An 18,234-nucleotide genomic window follows, 5' to 3' on the forward strand; every position below is an offset into this window, starting at 1 on the left:
CACCGCAAGGCCGACCGCGCATGCCGCCGGTCGGCGCCGAACCGCCCCCCGCGCCGCGTCCCTGCGGCATCCGCCTCACCCCTTACAGAATACCGAATACGCTATGAAACCATCCATGCTGTCCAAGCTCGATCAATTGGCCAACCGCCTGGTCGAACTCGATGAACTGCTGATGTCCGAAGGCGCGACCAGCAATATGGACGCCTATCGCAAGATGACCCGCGAGCACGCCGAACTCGGTCCGCTGGTGGCGCTGTACAACGCCTACCAGGAAGCCATCGGCGACGGCGCCGCCGCCCAGGAGATGCTGTCCGATCCGGAGATGAAGGAATTCGCGCAGGACGAGATCGAAGCGTCCAAGGCCCGCATGGCGGAGCTGGAAATCGAGCTGCAAAAAATGCTGCTGCCGAAGGACGCCAACGACGAGCGCAACATCTTCCTCGAAATCCGCGCCGGCACCGGCGGCGACGAATCGGCCTTGTTCGCCGGCGACCTGCTGCGCATGTATACCCGCTTCGCCGAGCGCAATCGCTGGCAGGTCGAAGTGGTGTCGGAATCGGCGTCCGACCTGGGCGGCTACCGCGAGGTGATCGTGCGCCTGGTCGGCAACGGCGTCTACGCCAAGCTGAAGTTCGAATCCGGCGGCCACCGCGTGCAGCGCGTGCCGGCCACCGAAACGCAGGGCCGCATCCACACCTCCGCCTGCACCGTGGCGGTGATGCCGGAGGCGGACGAAGTCGAAGACGTCAACATCAATCCGGCCGACCTGCGCATCGACACCTTCCGCGCCTCCGGCGCCGGCGGTCAGCACATCAACAAGACCGATTCGGCGGTGCGCCTGACCCACCTGCCGACCGGGATCGTGGTCGAATGCCAGGACGACCGCTCGCAGCACAAGAACAAGGCGCAGGCGATGAAGGTGCTGGCCGCGCGCATCAAGGACGTACAGCTGCGCGAGCAGCAATCGAAGGAAGCGGCCACCCGCAAGAGCCTGATCGGCTCGGGCGACCGCAGCGAGCGGATACGCACCTATAACTTCCCGCAGGGCCGCATGACGGACCACCGCATCAACCTGACCTTGTACAAGCTCGATTTCATCATGGACGGCGACCTGACGGAGCTGACCAACGCGCTGGCGGCCGAGCACCAGGCCGAGTTGCTGGCGGCGCTGGGCGACTGATACCGGACATCGGCATTAAGAGCCGCCTAAGACCGCAACGCCGGTGATGTGCGAAAATCACGCGACTCACTACAACGGATAAAACATGAACCAGTCCCGCTCCCTGCTGCTGTTTATCGCCTTCGCCAGCTTCGGCCTGATCGCCGTCGCCCTGTATCTGCAGCATGGCCTCGACATGCTTCCGTGTCCGCTGTGCGTGATCCAGCGCTACCTGTTCCTGGCGATCGGCATCGCCTCGCTGGTCGGCGCGTATATCAGCAAGCCGAAAATCGGCGCCGGCGTCGGCCTGCTGGCCGCGCTGGGCGGGCTGTATTACGCCGGCGACCACCTGTACGTGCTGGCCAACCCCGGCCTGTCGTGCGGCATCGACCCGATGGAGACCTTCCTCAACAAGATCCCCACCGCCACCTACCTGCCCTTCCTGTTCCGGGCCGACGGCTTGTGCGAGGACGCGCTGGCGCCGTGGTTCGGGCTGGCGATTCCGCAGTGGTCCTTCATCTGGTTCGCCTTCTTCGCCCTGGCGCTGGCATGGGCCCTGCTGCGGCGCCCGCGCGCATGATCGACCGACTCGGCGCCATCGGGGCCGGCGTCACCGTCGGCGCCCTGCAAATCCAGTCGCTGCTCGACGCGCTGGATAACCGCATCCTGCTGTGCCACGCGCTGGGCCTGACCCGCGTCGGCCTGATCACCCAATCGGAGCGTGCGCTGGCCGCCGACGAGGCGCAGCGCTTCGCCGCGCTGGTGCAGCGCCGCCTGGACGGCGAACCGATCGCCTACATCGTCGGCCAGCGCGAATTTTTCGGCCTGCCGTTCGAAGTCGGCGCCGCCGTGCTGATCCCCCGTCCCGACACCGAACTGCTGGTCGAGCTGGCCCTGGAGCGCCTGCCGCCGTCGGGCCGGGTGCTCGACATGGGCACCGGCAGCGGCGCCATCGCCGTCGCCCTGGCCCACACGCGGCGGGACGCCGACGTCACCGCCCTCGATGTCAGCGCCGAGGCGCTGGCCGTGGCGCGCCGCAACGCCGCCGCCAACGGCGCCCGCGTCGCCTTCCTGCACAGCGACTGGTACGCGGCGCTGGAGGCAAAGCCGCCGTTCGACGTCATCGCCTCCAACCCGCCGTACATCGCCAGCGGCGACCGCCATCTGTCCGAGGGCGACTTGCGCTACGAGCCGGTGGGCGCGCTGACCGACCACGCCGACGGCCTGTCGGCGCTGCGCATCATCGTCGCCGGCGCGAAGGCGCGTTTGAAGCCGGGCGGCTGGCTGCTGATGGAACACGGCTACGACCAGTCGGCGGCCGTGCGGGAGTTATTATCCGGACAAGGTTACACCGACGTGCAAAGCTGGACCGACCTGGCCGGCATCGAGCGCGTGACCGGTGCGCGAGCGCACTGACAAGCGCCCCTCCCCCGGGGTATGCTGGCTTTGCGCCACCTCCCCCACTATTTGATAAACTAGCAAGCGATCTTTGGTGATGGCCAACTTTTGGCTTCGCCGACGCGTTTGCCCGTTTTCGGTTAATCTCGCACCTCACAGTTTGTTTGATGCAACACGAAAGGAAGATCCAATTGTCCAATCTACTGACTCGCCGCCTGGCACTGCTGGCCAAGCCAGAGCACCGCGCGGTGCTCGGCGGCTTGCGTGGCATCGAGCGCGAAACGCTGCGAGTTGACCGGCAAGGCCACCTGGCCGCCACCCCGCATCCAGTGGCCATGGGCTCGGCCCTGACGCATCCGCAAATCACCACCGATTACGCCGAGGCGCTGCTGGAGTTCATCACGCCGGCCGAGAAGGACATCGCCACCACCATCGAAAAGCTCGATGGCATCCACCGCTACGCCTACAGCAAATTGGGCGACGAGCTGTTATGGAGCCAGTCGATGCCATGCCAGCTGCCGGGCGAGGAAGACATCGAGATCGCCTGGTACGGCAGCTCCAATCTGGGCACGCTCAAACATGTCTACCGCCGCGGCCTGGCGCTGCGCTACGGTAAGGCGATGCAGTGCATCGCCGGCATCCACTACAACTACTCGCTCGACGAACGCCTGTGGCGCGTGCTGGCGGAGAACGAACCGGCCGAAAAGCGCCTGTCGAAGAAGGGCTATCAGTCGGAAGCCTACCTGGCGACCATCCGCAACTTCCGGCGTTACAGCTGGCTGCTGATGTATCTGTTCGGCGCCTCGCCGGTGCTGTCGACCGGCTTCCTGCGCGGCCGCCCGCACAAGCTCGAAACGCTGTCCGAGGACACGCTGTACCTGCCCTACGCCACCAGCCTGCGCATGAGCGACCTGGGTTACCAGAACGACGCGCAATCGGGTCTGAGCCCGCACGAGAACTGTTTGGACAGTTACGTCGCGGCGCTGACCAAGGCCGTCAACCAGCCGTACGCGCCTTACGCGGAACTGGGCACCAAGCGCGGCGACGAATGGATACAGCTCAGCACCAACGTGCTGCAGATCGAAAACGAGTACTACTCCACCATCCGTCCCAAGCGCGTCATCCACACCGGCGAACGGCCGATCCAGGCGCTGTGCGCGCGCGGCGTGCAATACATCGAAGTGCGCTGCATGGACGTCGACCCGTTCGAACCGGTCGGCATCAGCGTCGAAGCGGGCCGCTTCCTCGACGCCTTCCTGCTGTTCTGCGCGCTGGAGGAAAGCCCGAAGATCACGCCGGAGGACAGCCTGCGCCACACCCGCAACTTCGCCCGCACCGTCAAGGAAGGCCGCCGTCCCGGCCTGACCTTGACCAACGACGACGGCGAGATCGGCCTGCAACGCTGGGGCGCCGAACTGCTCGAACGCATCCGCCCGGCCGCCGAGCTTCTGGACTCGCTGCGCGGCGACAGCGCGCACGCCGACGCCATGGCGTCGCAGGCGGCCAAGCTGGCCGACGCCAGCCTGACGCCGTCGGCCAAGGTGCTGGCGACCCTGCAAGCGAACGGCAAGTCGTTCGCCGCCTTCGGACTGGCGCAGAGCGAAAAGCACGCCGCCTACTTCCGCGGCCATGCGCCGGGCGCCGGCGACGCGGCGTATTTCGACGGCCTGGCCGCCGCCTCGCTGGCCGAACAGGCCGAGATGGAAGCCGCCCCGCAAGGCAATTTCGACGATTATGTCGCGGCCTACCGCGCCAGCAATTTGTGCCACTCCAGCGTCGACTGCGACTAACCACAACCCAACGGGACGCCCGTGCTCACCTTCTACAACGAGCTGCATGCGCAGCACCGGGGACGCCACGAGATTTTTCGCGGCGAGCTGGTGCCGTGCTTCGAGAAGCCGGAGCGGGCCGACTCGGTGCTGGCGGAGCTGGGCCGGCGCGGCCTTGGCCGCATCGTCACGCCGCACGGCGTGCCGTTGATGTCCCTGGAGCGCATCCACACGCCGCGCTATCTGCATTTCCTGCGCACCGCGTGGAGCGAGTGGCTGGCGCTCGATCCGGCCAACGCGCAAAAGGACGCCTTCCCGGCCGTCTGGCCGGTGCGCACGCTGCGCGACGACATCGAGCCGGATAACTTCTGCGCCAAACTCGGTTTGTACTCGATGGACAGCGGCACCCCGCTGACGGCGGGCACCTGGACCGCCGCCAAGACCGGCGCCGACTGCGCGGTCAACGCCGCGCACGCGCTGCGGCTCGGCGAGCGCGGCGCGTTCGTGCTGAGCCGCCCGCCGGGCCACCACGCCGGCGCCGATTTCTTCGGTGGCTACTGCTTCCTGAACAATGCCGCGCTGGCCGCGCAGCACATGCTCGACGACGGCGCCAAAAAGGTCGCCATCATCGACATCGACTACCACCACGGCAACGGTACGCAGAGCATTTTCTATGGGCGCGACGACGTGTTGTTCGTGTCCATCCACGCCGATCCGCGCAGCGAGTATCCGTTTTACCTGGGGCACGCCGATGAACGCGGCGAAGGCGCGGGCCAGGGCTTCAATATGAATCTGCCTTTGGCGGCGGGCAGCTCGGTCAAGGCCTGGTTCACGGCGCTGGAGACGGCCTGCATCCGCATCGGCGGCTACGCGCCGGACGCGCTGGTGGTATCGCTGGGCGTGGACACGTTCGCCGGCGATCCGCTGTCGCGCTTCGCGCTGCAAAGCGCGGATTACCTGAAGGTGGGCGAGCGGCTGGCGTACCTGAACCTGCCGACCGCCTTCATCTTCGAAGGCGGCTACGCGGTCAAGGAGCTGGGCACCAACGTCGTCAACGTCCTCGAAGGCTACGAGACCGCGCTGTAGGCGACCGGCCCTACTTCATCGCCTTGAAGACGTAATCGGTCAGCAGCTTGTCGGTGATCGCGTGCGGCGAGCGGACCTGAAAATTGGTCGTCGTGATGACCGCCACCATGCGCTGCTCCGGCATGACCACCACCTTGTTGCCGCCATTCCCCTGCATCATCACCGTGCGATAGGTCTTGCCCTCCAGCGCATAGCGCTTGATCCACCACCAGTAACCATAATCGGTGCTGTCGTCGACCCGCACGTGCGGCGCCGTCGATTGCCGCACCCACTGCTCGGAGATCACGCGTTTGCCCTGCCACACGCCGCCATCGAGATACAGCTGGCCAAGCTTGAGCAGATCGCGGCTGCGCAAGGCCAGGCCGCCGCCGGTCATCGCCGTCCCGGCGGGCGTGTATTGCCACTGCAGTTTGCTGATGCCCAGTGGGTTGAACAGCGTGCGTTGCGCAAAATGGTCGACTTTTTCGCCGGTGGCCTTCTCCAGCAAAGGCCCCATCAAGGTCGGACCGGCGGTGCAGTAGGAAAAACTGCGGCCGTAGGGAGAGTCCTTCGGCTTCGGCGTCCAGGCGGGGAAGCCCCTGATCGGCAGGTCCAGCGCGAACTGGGTCCAGTCCTCGATCAGGTACATGCTTTCCTCGTTGCCGCGCGAGTACTGGTTTTGATCGTCGCATTCGAGCATGGAACTCATGCTCAGCAAGTCTTCGATGGTGATCCTGGCCTTGCGCGGGTCGGGATAACGCACCGGCTGCCGCTCGGGGAAGAAGTCGAACACCGGCGCCGCCACGCCGGACAGGCTGCCCTTGTCGATCGCGATCCCCACCAGCATGTCGGTCACGCTCTTGGTCACGGAGCGCGTGTTGCGCAGGGCGGCCTCGCCCCCGGCGTCGAAGTAGGCCTCGTACACCAGCTTACCGTCGCTGGCGATCAGAATGCTAGTGATCTGCTTGAAGTCGCCCTTGCGCACCGCCGCGTCCATCGCCTCCAGCGAGCGCGGATCGAGGCCGGCGTCGGAGGGCGTGGCGTAGCCCCATTCCTCGGCCGCCATGGGGGTCGTCGTCACGCCCGCCAACATCAAGGAAACAAGAGTTCCGCGCATAGGCCACCCGTCGTTCAAATTGAAGTGAGGCGGCTAGCACCCGGCCGCGGTCCTCAGTATACATCGCGGCGATAGCGGCTCGTCTCGATCAGATCGTCGAGCGCGGCGCGGCCGATGATTTCCTCCAGCGCGGCCTCGACGCCGCCGGCCATGCCCTGCAAACTGCCGCAGACATACAGCACGGCGCCCTCGGCGATCCAGGCGCGCAAGGTGTCGGCCTTGGTGCGCATGCGGTCCTGCACGTACTCGCCGCCGGAGACGTCGCGCGAGAACACCAGGTCCAGCTCCGGCAGGAAACCGCGCTCGCGGTAATCGCGAAGCTCGTCGGCGCAAATGCTGTCGAACTCGCGCTGGCGCTCGCCGAAAATCAGCCAGTTGCGGCGCACGCCGCCGCGTACGCGCGCGCGCAGATGCGAGCGCAGGCCGGCCATGCCGGAACCGTTACCGATGTAGATGCTCGGCAGCGGCTGCGGATGCGCGTCGAAAGAGGGATTGGCCACCAGGCGCACGCGCACCGCGTCGCCCGGCGCAGCCTGCGCCGTCAGCCAGCCGGAGGCCAGGCCCAGGCCCCGTTCATGTTTGACCTGGCGCACCAGCAGCTGCATGCCGCCGTCGGACGGCAGCGACGCCAGCGAATAGCGGCGCGGCGCGATGGCCTGGCGCTGCGCGTCGCTGGCGCCGGCCGGCGTGTAGTGGCCCGGCCAGACGTCGACCAGCGCGCCCGGTTGCCAGTTGGCGGCGGCTTCCGCATCGCCGGCGCACAGCGTGATTTCGTACAGCCCGTCGCCGACGCTGCCGGGGTTGAGCAGCTCGCGCTCCATCAGCGTCCAGTTGGTATAGTCCGACTCCGCCACCGCCGCCGACAGCGACACCTCGGCCGAATCGCCGCCGATCAGCTCACGCAAGGTGTGCGACCAGCGCGCCAGGGCGCCGGCGTCGCCGTTGTCGACTTCGATCATCGGATGCAGCGGACGCGCGCCCATCACGCGCAGGCGCTGGTCCAGCGTCTGGCCGAAGCCGCAGAACTGCACATAATTGCGGTCGCCCAGCGCCAGCACCGCGTACTGCATGTGCGCCAGCTCCTCCGCCGCCGTTTGCAGCAGGCGGCTGAAGCGGCGCGCGCCGTCCGGCGGTTCGCCTTCGCCGAAGCTGCTGGCGACGAACAGCGCGCGCCGGTACTTGACCAGCTGCGGCGGCGTCAGTTTTTCCAGCGAATGCACGTGGACCGGCACACCGGCCTTCTGCAGGGCCGCCGCGCTTTGCAGCGCCAGCCGCTCGGCCTGGCCGGTCTGGCTGGCGTAGGCCATCAGCACCGGCTCAAGAGCGTCATCGGCGACGTTGGCAGCGGCGGCGGCGAACTGCGCCCGCTCGGCTTGCGCGATGCGTTTCTGGCGTCGGCGGTTCAGGTACAACATCCAGCCGGTGATCGCGAAGCCCGGCAGCGCCAGACTGGTAAGGAACATGAACAGACGGCCGGGCAAGCCGAAATACGTCCCCAGATGCAGCGGATAAATGGTCGACTGCGCGCGCGCGCCGATCGTCATGCCGCGATACGGCTCGTTCTTGATGATGACGCCGGTCTGCTGGTTGACCGACATGCGGCCGCGCGCGCGCACATGCGGCGCGTCGTTGGCCACCCACAGGATCTGGAGCGGCTGGGTGGCGCGCTCCGGCGGCCGCAGGAAGGCCATCTTCCAATCCGGCGCGGCCTGCTGGAAGGTCGCCCAGCTTGCGGCGAGGTCGGGCTGCTCGGCGGCGGCCTTCGGCGGCTTGACGCCTTTCGGCTTCGGCGCGGTGGCCACGCGCGGCGGACGGGTGGTGCCCAGCCAGCCGTCGACCGTGTCGCGCAACACATCGAAGCTCCAGTACAAACCGGTCAATGTAAAGACCACGTACGCCACCAGCGCCCAGGTGCCGGCCACCGAGTGCAGCCCCCACAGGAAGGATCGGCCTTTGAGGCGGGTGTCGAAGGTCAGCCAGGTGCGCCAGTCCAGCGCGCGGCGCGGCCAGCGCAGATACAGGCCGCTCAGCGACAGCCCCAGAAGGCAGATCGCCAGGATGCCCAGCACGATGCGGCCGACGTCGCGCGGCAGCAGCAGGTGGCGGTGCAGCGACTCCACCCACTCGAAAACCTCGTCGTAATGCAGCGGCGGCAGCAGCGCACCGGTGTACGGATTGAGATAAATCGTTTCGCCATGTTCGGCGCCGGGCGCCGGCGCCATGGTCACGCGCGCGGTGGTACCGGGTTCGGTGTAGACGATGATGCCGGTGATGCGCGCCTCCGGATGCAGCAGTTTGGTCGCCTGCGCGATCCGCGGCGGCGCCAGCACGGGCGCCGACGCGTCCACCGGCACGTGTATCACGCCCGGATTCAACAGGTCCAGTATCTCTTCGCGGAACGCGAGGATGGCGCCGGTGAGCCCGATCAGTATCAGGATCGTGCCGGCGGTGATGCCGACAAACCAGTGCAGCTGGAACCAGAGTTTTTTCACAGATCGACCTTCACGCCAAGTTTAATCAGACGCGGCGCGCCGGAACTCAGGCGCGTGCCCGCGCCGGCCCAGTATTCCTTGCCGCCCGCGTTTTCCACATTGAGCTGCACGCTGGTGCGCTTGCCCATGACCGTCGTCACATAGCGGGCGCCGGCGCTGAACAAGGTGGCGCCGCCGAGGAAGGCCTGGTTCAAATCGTTGACCGGGCGGCTGCCGGTGTAATACGCGCCGCCGTTGAGCGACAGGCCGGGCACCGCGTCCAGTTCATAGGCCAGGAAGGCGCTGGCGGTGCGCTTGGCGGCGTTCTCCGGCAGCTTGCCGTTGTAGGCCGCGCCAATGTCGCGGAATTCCGCATCGATGAACTGGGCCGAGGTCTGCCACGACAAACGCGGCGTCAGCCTGCCCTGGGTGGACAACTCCACGCCACGGAAGTGCTGCTCGCCATCGGCGCTGTAAATGTTGGCGGCGTTGGTGTAGTAGCCGGGGCGATTGATCTCGAACAGCGAAGCCTGCACCAGGGTGCCGCCGGCGCCCGGCATGCGCCAGCGCGCGCCCAGCTCCTTCTGGCGGCTCACGCCGGGCGCCAGGCGGTCGTTGGCGTTGGCGGTGCCGGTCGGCGCGGTCTCGCCCTCCTCCAGTCCCTGCGAACCGGACACGTAGAACGACAGGTCGTCGGTATATTTGTAGATCAGCGCCGCCATCGGCGTGGTCTTGCTCACGTCATAGTGGCTGGCGCCCTGGTCGCTCTTGTACTTCACGCTGCGCACGCCGGCGACGGCCTGCCAGTTCGGCGAGAAGGTCATGCGGTCGATCGCGTAGGCGCCCGAGTCGCGCGTCTCCAGGCCGGCGGTGGTCGGCGTGGCGGGATAGGCGCCGACGGTGTAGCTGGCGACCGGCGTCGGGTTGTACAAATTCTGCGACGGGATCGTGAAGGTGGCCTGGTAGATCGGGTCCTGTCCCTTGTCGGTGCGGTTCACGCCGAAAGTGACGTCATGCTTGACCGGGCCGGTGGTCACGGTGCCCGCCAACTCGGCGCGCAGCATGGTCGAATCGAGCACGCTGTGTTGCAGGTTGCCGGTGATGCGGCCGGCGCCGGTGGCGATGGCGGCGTTGTTCGTGAAGCGGAAGATCGGCAGCGCGCGGTCGCGCGCCGTTTCCGAGTGGCCGCCTTCGACGGTGAGCGCCCAGTCGTCGCTCAGCGCATAGTCGGCGCGCAGCAGCGCGTTCTTGGTTTCGGTCTCGAATCTGGCCCAGTCCGGGCCGACCAGGCGCTTCGGATCGACGCTGCGCGGCAGCGTGATGACGCCGTTGACGGCGGTCGGCAGGGTCACGCCCACCTGTTCGGTGACGCGGCGCTTGTCGTATTCCAGGTCGGCCGCCAGGCGCAGGCGCGGGTTGACGCGCCAATCCAGCGCCGCCGACACGAAGCGGCGGTTGCCGTTGCCGACATCGTCCAGATAGCTGGCCAAGGTGCCGCCAGCGGCGTTGACACGCACGCCGACCTGCTGCTGCTCGCCGAAGCGGCGCGCGACGTCGGCGCTGGCGACCGCCGTGCCGTTCTGGTCGACCGTCATGCCCACGGTGGTCACCGGCGTGGCGCCGGCGCGCTTGGTGACGAAGTTGACCACGCCGGCCGGCGACGTGAAGCCGTAGTACAAGGCGGTCGCGCCCTTCAATACTTCGACACGCTCCTTGTCCTCCATCGGCACCTGGCCGAAATTCATGATCGGCAGCGAACCGTTGAGGCGATAGTTGGTGCGGTTCTCCACCGCGATGCCGCGGATGACCAGCTGGTCCCAGGTCTCGCCGCCGTTTTGCTGGCGCGTGACGCCGGCCGTGTTGCGCAGCGCGTCGTACAAGCCGCCGGCCGCCTGCAGCTCCAGCACCTCGCGCGTGACGACGTTGACGGTCGACGGCACTTCCATGATGTCGGCGCCCCGGAAGCTGCCCGCTTCCACCGTCGTCGGCACGAAGCCGTCGGCCCGCGCGGCCGTCACTTTGACGGTCTGCAGGATTTTTTCATCGCCCTCCTGGGCCAGCGCGGCGGCCGGAAAAGCGGCGCACAGCGCGAGGTAGAGCGGAATCAGGCGAAACTCGGACATGGGTGGACCAGAAGGCATCAAATTGAAAGGATGCCGTCATTTTACTAGATAATGAGAATGATTATCAATTCCCGTTACCTCTTGCCCCCCGCTTCCTCCGCCGCCAGCGTTTTATTCAGCCGCTCGGCGCCCGCCTGCGCATAGTCGCGGCACGCCTGGCGGTCGATGAAGGCCGCGTTGCCAAGTTTGGCCTGTTCGGCCTGGCGCTCGAACAGGTCCGAGGCGCCCGGATGCGCCGACACCAGGATGTCGCAATCGAGCGCCGCCACGGTGGCGATCGACTTTTTGATATCGGCCAGCGCGGTCGGATACGACTTGGAGTCGGAATAGCGGAACGGCTTGACGGTGAACGCGTTCAGGCTATCCGCGTAGACCATGGCCGCGCTCTTGCCGTTCTCGCTCGAGCGCCAGGTCCAGCTGACGCCACCCTGGGTATGGCCCGGCGTGTAGCGCGCCGTCACCGCCAGCGGCCCGAGCTTGACCACTTCGCCATCGGCCACGGCGCGCGTGTTGGCCACCGGCTTCATCGACGGCAGGTCGCCGTATTGCGGATCGCCCTTGCTCGGCTGGCCGCTGCGCAGCACCTTTTCGCCCTGCACGCTGGCCAGCACGGTCGCGCCGGACAGTTTCTGCAATTCGCTGATGCCGCCGGCGTGGTCGAAGTGGTCGTGCGAGTTGAGGATGAATTTGATGTCCTCCAGTTTGAATCCCAGCTGGCGGATATGCTGCGCGATCATCGGCGCCGATTCCGGGCTGCCGCCGTCGATCAGGATGTGGCCCCGCGGCGACGTGATCAACACGGCGCTCAGGCCGCGCGTACCGACGTAATAGGTGTCGCCGAACACCGCGAACGGTTCCTGCGGATCGTTCCAGTTCTCGGCCATCGCCGGCGCCGCCAAGCAACCCGCGCTAAACAACGCCGACAACATCAAACCTTTCATACCTTGCATCGTCATTCCTTTGGTTGTTAAAACTTGTCCAGGCGCGCGGGCAGCTCGCGCAGCAGGGCGTCGCGGGCGCGCGGGCCGCCGGCGCGCTCCCGCGTGGGGTCCAGCACCAGATGCGCGAAGACGACGGTGCGCCCGCCCTTGCTGGCCCAGCCGACATACCAGCCGTACTGCAGCGCGCCGGCGCCGTCGCCGTCGACCCGCACCGGCGAGGCGGTCCCGGTCTTGCCCTGGACGGTCCAGCCGTTGGACAGCGTCACCGGCGCCATGATCCGCGACGTCATCTCATACGCCTGCGGCGACAGCGGCAGTTCGCGCCGCACCATCTTGCGCAGGAAGGCCACCTGCTCGAGCGGCGAAATCTTCAGGCTCGATCCGACCCACGACAGCGACAAGCCGTTGTCCTTGCCGGCGTCGCCGGACAGATCACGGTTACCGTAATCGAAGCCGTCGATATAGCGCTGGAAGCGCTCCACGCCCAGCGCCGCCGTCACCTGCTGCGCGAACCACAGCACCGAATTCTTGAACCACAGCGTCGGATCGGTATCCTGCCGCCACGACTCGTTGTAGTCGGTATAGCCGGCCTTGAACGGCATCCTCGGCGTGTGCGCGTCGGTCAGGATGCCGCTGTCGTAGCCCATCAGGCTGACCACGATGTTGAACGTCGACGCCGGCGTCACGCGCTCGTCGCAGCGGCCTTCGTTCGCCAGGGTGGCGCCGCTGGCCGCGTCGCTCATCGTCAGGCAGCTGAACGGCTGGCGCGACGCCGCCGCCGCAGCCGACAATGGGTCGATGCGCCAGGCCAGCGCCGGCTGAAACGCCAGGGTGCCGACGATGATGCCGGCCAGCCCGGCCAACGCTCCCAGACGCAGGCGCAGCGAACGCCCGGCGCCGGACGGCGTGCGTATCTGGCCGATGCGGACGGCCAGCTGGCGCGCGCCGGCGCTGCCGAAAGCGAGCGCCGTCTCGACGCCGTCCCCCTGCATCTTCAACTGCGCCAGCAGCGCCGCCGCGTAGGCCTTGCGCTGGGCCGGCGGACGCCCGCGCAGCACCTCGCGGTCGCAGCCCAGCTCCTGCGCCCACGACAAGCGCCCGCGCAGCAGCCGCATGAAGGGATTGAACCAGAACAGCGTTTGCAGCAGCAGGCCGGCGGCCATCCATTGCAGGTCGCGCCGGCGCAAATGGGTCACTTCGTGCTCGATCATCATTTGCCGCTGCAGCGGATCGAAGCCGCACAGATGCCTGGGCAGCAGCAGGCGGGCGCGGAAAAATCCGTACAACATCGGCGAGATCGGCGCGTCCACCTCGATCACTTCGGCGCCGCCGGCCAGCGCGCCGGGAACGCTGCTGCCGGATGCCGACAAACCGCGCAGGAAGCGCCCCGCCTTCAACAGCCGGTACGCCGCGTGGCCGAGGCCCGCCAGGTACACCGCCAGCCACGCGCTGGCGCCGACGGCCAGCCAGGACCGCGCCGCCGGCCGCATGTCCGTCGCCCACTCGGCGCCCGTCGCGGCGGCCGACGGCGTCGGCTTGCCCGGCGCGGGCGCGGCCGCCGCGACGGCATTCGGCAATTCGATTTGCGGCACCACGCGCAAGCGCTCGCTGTGCGGCAGCAGCACCACCAGGAAGGCGGCGGCGACGGTGGCCTGGCCCAGCAGCCAGATCGAGCGTTGCGACGCCAGCGCGGGCAGCCGCCGGCTCATCACCGACAGCATGGCCCATGCGCCCAGGCCGGCGGCCAGGCAGCCGGCGCAGGCCAGCAAGAACCGGTAGATCAGCAGCTCGTCGAAACTCATGGCGCGGTGTCCGGCTCGTCGGGCCAGTCCTTCAGCATTTGTTCGAGCTGCGCCAGCTCGTCATCGTCGACCAGCTTGCTGCCGGTGAACATATTGACGGGCAGCGGGCCGTCCATCTCCATCACCCGCTGGCCGAAATCACGCGCGAACGCGGCCAAGGTGCCGACTTTCTCCAGCACCGCCGTATAGACTTGCACGCCGTGCACGGTGTGCTGGCGCAGCGAACCCTTGTCCAGCATGCGCTCGAGCGTCTTGCGGGTGGATGAAAAAGACCAGCCGAGCTCGTCTTCTATGTGCTGGTGGATTTCGCGCGCGCTCAACGGCTGCTGCTTCCACAGCGCTTTCAGCACGGTCAGTTCGGTGATCGAGGGAATGGTCATGGGGGCCTTGTGTGACTAGTGCCACCATTGTGCGACACTCGTCACAAGGCCGTCAATATGGCCGAACGAAAAAATATTCTAGTAAAATAGCTTGCTATTTAATCGCGTACTATGTATAGTTCTCACATCGGCGCTGCAAACAGCAGCGAAGCGTAGTAGATTAGCAAGCTGTCGCAATGAATGGTAGATCGCTAGCGATTAGATAGTTTGTTAGATTTAATAATGTGCACGTCAACCTAACTGAAAAGGAATTCATCATGTCGATCGAAAAAGTACTGTACCGCGCAACCGCCAAAGCCACCGGTGGCCGTGAAGGCAAAGCCGTCTCCTCCGACGGCGTGCTCGACGTCAAACTGACCACCCCGAAAGAACTCGGCGGCGCCGGCGCCGTCGGCACCAACCCTGAACAGCTGTTCGCGGCCGGCTACTCGGCCTGCTTCCTGGGCGCGCTGAAATTCGTCAGCGGCCGCGACAAGATCGCCCTGCCGGCGGACGTCTCGATCGAAGGCACGGTCGGCATCGGCCCGATTCCTACCGGTTTCGGCATCGAAGTGGAACTGAAAATCGCGCTGCCAGGCCTGGACCGCGAGAGCGCGCAGAAGCTGGTCGACGCCGCCCACATCGTGTGCCCTTACTCGAACGCCACCCGTGGCAACATCGACGTGACCCTGACCATTCTGTAATCGCCCCACTCCGCGATTGACGGTCCCGAGGCCGGCGCCCACCAGCGCCGGCCTTCTGCATTACAATCGTCGTTCATCCCTTACAGAGAAACGCAATGATTGAGTGGCATTGGCTGGGCTTTGACGACATCCCCCGCAACGACTGGTACGAGGTGCTGCGCCAGCGCCAGGACGTGTTCATCCTCGAGCAAACCTGTTTGTATCCCGATATCGACGGCTACGATTTGGACAGCCACCATCTGATGGCGTGGCGCGAGATCGACGGCAAGCGCACGCTGGTCGCCTATTTGCGCTGCCTGCCGCCCGGTTTGAAGTACGACGAGATGTCGCTGGGCCGCGTGTTGACCACCCGCGCCGCGCGCGGCAGCGGCATCGGCCGCGAGCTGCTGGCCAAGGCCATTCCGCTGGCCGAGGCGCTGCATCCCGGCCACCGCTTCCGTATCGGCGCCCAGGCCCACCTGGAAAAATTCTACGCAAGCTTCGGCTTTCAAACCGTCACGGAGCCGTATGACGAAGACGGTATCATGCACATCGATATGCTGCGCTGAAGTGCGCCCTGGGAACGGGCCTTAAAACGTCAGCATGAAGCGCGCGCCCGCGCCGACCGAGCGCGCGTAGCGCACGGTGCCGCCATTGGCATGCACCAGGTGGCGCACCATCGCCAGTCCGATTCCCCTGCCCTGTTTTTTCGTCGAAAAGAACGGCGTGAAGATGTGCGCGGCCAGCGCTTCCGGCACACCGGGCCCATTGTCGGCCACCTCGATGCGCAACCGGCTGCCGCGGCTCAGGCGCGCGCTCACCGCCGCGCGCGGCGGGCGCGCGCCGCCGGCCATGGCCTCGGCCGCGTTCTTGAGAAGGTTGATCAGCGCTTGCTCCAGCTGTCCCGGATCGATCATCACCTCCAGCGACGCCGGCTCCACCGAAAACTCCACCTTCCCGCCTAGCGCCTGCCACTGCGGCGCCAGCAGCGCGGACAAGCGCTCGAACAACTCCTCCAACCGCACCCGCTGCGGCTGCGCCTGCGGCACCGTCGACAGGCTGCGGTAGCTGCCGACAAAGTCGACCAGGCTGGCGGCGCGGCGGGCGATGGCGTCCAGCGCGATACCCAGGTCGGCGTGGATATCGGCCGGCAGCCCGGAACTGGCTTCATCGAGCAGGCCGCAGGCGGTGCGCGACAGCGAGGCCACCGGCGTCAGGGAATTCATGATCTCGTGCGTCAGCACTTGCACCAGCTCGCGCCAGGCGTTCAGGGCCTCGGCTTCCAGCTCGCTTTCCACCGGCATCAGCGCCGCCAGGCGCTGCGCGCAACCCTGCACCGACAACGCGGAAATGGCGACGAGCGCGCGTTCGCCACCGCGTTCGGTGTCGAAAGTGATCAACCTGCGCTGGCCGACCGGCTGCGCCGCCAGCAGCTCGTGCAGATCCTGCGGCGCGCTGGCGCGGCCCGGCGCCAGCAGCCTGCGCGCGCTGGCGTTGAGCGGCGCGACCTGGCCGGCGCCGCTGGCGTGCATGATGCGGAACAGCGCGATGGGCGCGTGCTCCAGCCGCGCCTCCAGCGCCAGCACGCTGGCGGCCAGTTCGTTCTGCCGGGGACCGGCGGCCGTGTCTGCGCTGGCGCCGTGCGGCTCCATGCGCGGCACGCGCGGGCCGAGTTTTCGCACACATTGCCACAGCGCGCAGAGCGGGGCCAGCGCAAGCATCGCGCACAACACGACGCGGCGCGGCTCCGGCGTGGCGGACAAGGCGTCCGCCGCGGCGGCCAGCGCCATCAATGCGAGCACGCTGGCCGCGATCCCCGACTTGAGCGCGCGCTCAGATGCCATGTTTGCCAAGCTTGCGGTACAAGGCGGCGCGGCTGATGCCGAGCGTTTTGGCGGCGTGGCTGATATTGCCGTTGAACTGCGCCAGCGTGCCGGCGATGGCTTCACGCTCGAGGGCCTCGAGCGTCATGTCGCCGGGGACGGCGAGCGCGGCGCCTTCGGCGGCGCCGACGATATTGGCGGTGGCCGCCACCGGGGACCCCGCACCGAGGCCGAAATCGTTCAAGGCATACTCCGTCCCCTGTCCGAGGATGACGGCGCGCTCGCACGCGTGGCGCAGCGCGCGCACGTTGCCGGGCCAATCGTGCCGCCGCAGGCTGTCGATCGCCATGCCGGCCACCTCGCGCACCGGCCGCTGGTACTGCAGCTCGTACAGCTTCAGGTAGTGCGAGAGCAGCAAGGGAATGTCCTCGCGCCGCTCGCGCAGCGGCGGCACCCGGATCACGATGGTATTGAGACGGAACAGCAGATCCGGCCGGAAGACCGAGGCATCGAACAGGCGTGCCTCGTCCAGATTGGTGGCGCTGATGATGCGCACGTCGATCGCCTCCGGCTTGTCGGCGCCGATCGGCGTAACCTCGCGCCGCTCCAGCGCGGTCAGCAACTTGGCCTGCGCCGCCAGCGGCATATTGCCGATTTCGTCGAGGAACAGCGATCCGCCGCGCGCCGCCTGGAAGCGCCCCGCGCGGTCGGATTTGGCGTCCGTGAACGAGCCTTTGCGGTGGCCGAACAACTCGCTCTCGAAAGTCGATTCCGGCAGCGCGCCCATGTCCACCGCCAGCAGCGTGCCGGCCGCGCGGCGCGACAGCGCGTGGATGGCGCGCGCCACCAGCTCCTTGCCGACGCCGTTCTCGCCGAGCACCATCACATTGGCCTCGGTCGGCGCCACGCTGCCGATCAGCGCCTTCAGTTCGCGCATCGCGCCCGACTCGCCCATCAGCTCCGGCGCGGCGGCCGACGATCCGCGCAACGCAGCGCGGCGCGCCAGCGCCTGGTCGACGGCCGCCACCAGCCGCGCGTTGTCCCACGGCTTGGTGATGAAATCGCCGGCGCCGCGCTTGAGCGCCTCGACCGCCAGCGGCACGTCGGCGTACGCCGTCATCGCGATCACCGCCGGCGGCCGTCCCTGGGCGCGCAACACGTCGAGCAGCGCCAGGCCCTCGGCGCCGTTGATGCAACCGGGCGTGAAATTCAGGTCGAGCAGCACCACGTCGGGCACGCCCCGCGCCAGCAGCGCGGGCAAGCCGGCGGGATCGCAGAGCGTGACGACCTGCCCATGGCGCCGCCGCAGCAGCAACTGCGCGGCGGTGGCGACGTCGGGATCATCATCGAGTATCAGTACGTAGGCGGACATGCAGGCATTCTAGCAGCGCCGGAGAGGCTGCGGACAAGGGAAAACCGGCCGGGCGGGGCGCGCTGGATGCGGATGTCCAGTTCCGAACATCGCCCGGTGTTCGATATTGAACACCTGCGTGCCGCGCGCACGCCAAATGCCCTTGTATCGCC

General features: G+C 67.2%; 15 protein-coding genes. 7 read left to right on the forward strand and 8 right to left on the reverse strand.

Annotated elements, in window-relative coordinates; translation table 11 throughout:
• Positions 1-103: 103 nt before the first annotated feature.
• The 5 genes from prfA to BMX85_RS22315 all read left to right on the forward strand — a co-directional run bounded on the left by prfA (position 104) and on the right by BMX85_RS22315 (position 5,412).
• Positions 104-1,180, forward strand: coding sequence for a peptide chain release factor 1 (gene prfA, locus BMX85_RS22295; protein ID WP_090323987.1), 1,077 nt, complete (start codon positions 104-106; stop codon positions 1,178-1,180).
• An 85-nt stretch (positions 1,181-1,265) separates the two neighbouring features.
• The gene (locus tag BMX85_RS22300) at positions 1,266-1,739 is read left to right on the forward strand and encodes a disulfide bond formation protein B (protein WP_090323990.1); all 474 of its coding nucleotides are present in this window, start codon (positions 1,266-1,268) and stop codon (positions 1,737-1,739) included.
• Positions 1,736-2,575 (forward strand): peptide chain release factor N(5)-glutamine methyltransferase, encoded by an 840-nt coding sequence (prmC, locus tag BMX85_RS22305; RefSeq protein ID WP_090324696.1) that lies wholly within the window; start codon positions 1,736-1,738, stop codon positions 2,573-2,575. The genes BMX85_RS22300 and prmC overlap by 4 nt, the downstream gene beginning before the upstream one ends.
• A 173-nt stretch (positions 2,576-2,748) precedes the next feature.
• Positions 2,749-4,347, forward strand: coding sequence for a glutamate--cysteine ligase (gene gshA, locus BMX85_RS22310; protein WP_090324697.1), 1,599 nt, complete (start codon positions 2,749-2,751; stop codon positions 4,345-4,347).
• Positions 4,348-4,368: 21 nt separating this feature from the next.
• Complete coding sequence (locus tag BMX85_RS22315) at positions 4,369-5,412, forward strand: histone deacetylase family protein (RefSeq protein ID WP_090323994.1); 1,044 nt, start codon at positions 4,369-4,371, stop codon at positions 5,410-5,412.
• Between the two features lie 10 nt (positions 5,413-5,422).
• Here BMX85_RS22315 and BMX85_RS22320 read toward each other — a convergent pair whose 3' ends face one another.
• From BMX85_RS22320 to BMX85_RS22345, 6 genes are all read right to left on the reverse strand, one after another.
• A complete protein-coding gene (locus tag BMX85_RS22320; RefSeq protein WP_229210626.1) occupies positions 5,423-6,472 on the reverse strand; it encodes a serine hydrolase domain-containing protein in 1,050 nt (349 codons plus the stop codon).
• An 89-nt stretch (positions 6,473-6,561) separates the two neighbouring features.
• On the reverse strand, positions 6,562-9,000 hold the full coding sequence (locus tag BMX85_RS22325) for a PepSY domain-containing protein (RefSeq protein WP_090323998.1): 2,439 nt from the start codon (positions 8,998-9,000) through the stop codon (positions 6,562-6,564).
• A complete protein-coding gene (locus BMX85_RS22330) occupies positions 8,997-11,102 on the reverse strand; it encodes a TonB-dependent siderophore receptor (RefSeq protein WP_177196859.1) in 2,106 nt (701 codons plus the stop codon). Before BMX85_RS22330 ends, BMX85_RS22325 begins: the two co-directional genes overlap by 4 nt.
• 74 nt (positions 11,103-11,176) lie before the next feature.
• Positions 11,177-12,052 (reverse strand): subclass B3 metallo-beta-lactamase, encoded by an 876-nt coding sequence (gene bla, locus BMX85_RS22335; protein ID WP_229210627.1) that lies wholly within the window; start codon positions 12,050-12,052, stop codon positions 11,177-11,179.
• Between the two features lie 17 nt (positions 12,053-12,069).
• Positions 12,070-13,845, reverse strand: coding sequence for a class D beta-lactamase (blaOXA, locus tag BMX85_RS22340; protein ID WP_090324004.1), 1,776 nt, complete (start codon positions 13,843-13,845; stop codon positions 12,070-12,072).
• A complete protein-coding gene (locus tag BMX85_RS22345; RefSeq protein WP_090324006.1) occupies positions 13,842-14,225 on the reverse strand; it encodes a BlaI/MecI/CopY family transcriptional regulator in 384 nt (127 codons plus the stop codon). Before BMX85_RS22345 ends, blaOXA begins: the two co-directional genes overlap by 4 nt.
• Positions 14,226-14,482: 257 nt before the next feature.
• On the opposite strand from BMX85_RS22345, the gene BMX85_RS22350 reads away from it, so the two are divergent.
• Together BMX85_RS22350 and BMX85_RS22355 are read left to right on the forward strand one after the other, a co-directional pair.
• Positions 14,483-14,908 (forward strand): organic hydroperoxide resistance protein, encoded by a 426-nt coding sequence (locus BMX85_RS22350; protein WP_090324701.1) that lies wholly within the window; start codon positions 14,483-14,485, stop codon positions 14,906-14,908.
• Positions 14,909-15,003: 95 nt separating this feature from the next.
• Positions 15,004-15,456 carry a GNAT family N-acetyltransferase gene (locus tag BMX85_RS22355; RefSeq protein ID WP_090324009.1) on the forward strand — a complete coding sequence of 151 codons (453 nt, stop codon included), beginning with the start codon at positions 15,004-15,006 and terminating at the stop codon, positions 15,454-15,456.
• A 21-nt stretch (positions 15,457-15,477) separates the two neighbouring features.
• Here the strand turns inward: BMX85_RS22355 and BMX85_RS22360 are convergent, their stop codons facing one another.
• Positions 15,478-16,731, reverse strand: coding sequence for a sensor histidine kinase (locus BMX85_RS22360; protein ID WP_090324011.1), 1,254 nt, complete (start codon positions 16,729-16,731; stop codon positions 15,478-15,480).
• Positions 16,721-18,082, reverse strand: coding sequence for a sigma-54-dependent transcriptional regulator (locus tag BMX85_RS22365; RefSeq protein ID WP_090324013.1), 1,362 nt, complete (start codon positions 18,080-18,082; stop codon positions 16,721-16,723). Before BMX85_RS22365 ends, BMX85_RS22360 begins: the two co-directional genes overlap by 11 nt.
• Between the last annotated feature and the right edge of the window lie 152 nt (positions 18,083-18,234).

Source organism: Duganella sp. CF517, from assembly GCF_900110275.1.
GTDB lineage: Bacteria > Pseudomonadota > Gammaproteobacteria > Burkholderiales > Burkholderiaceae_D > Rugamonas.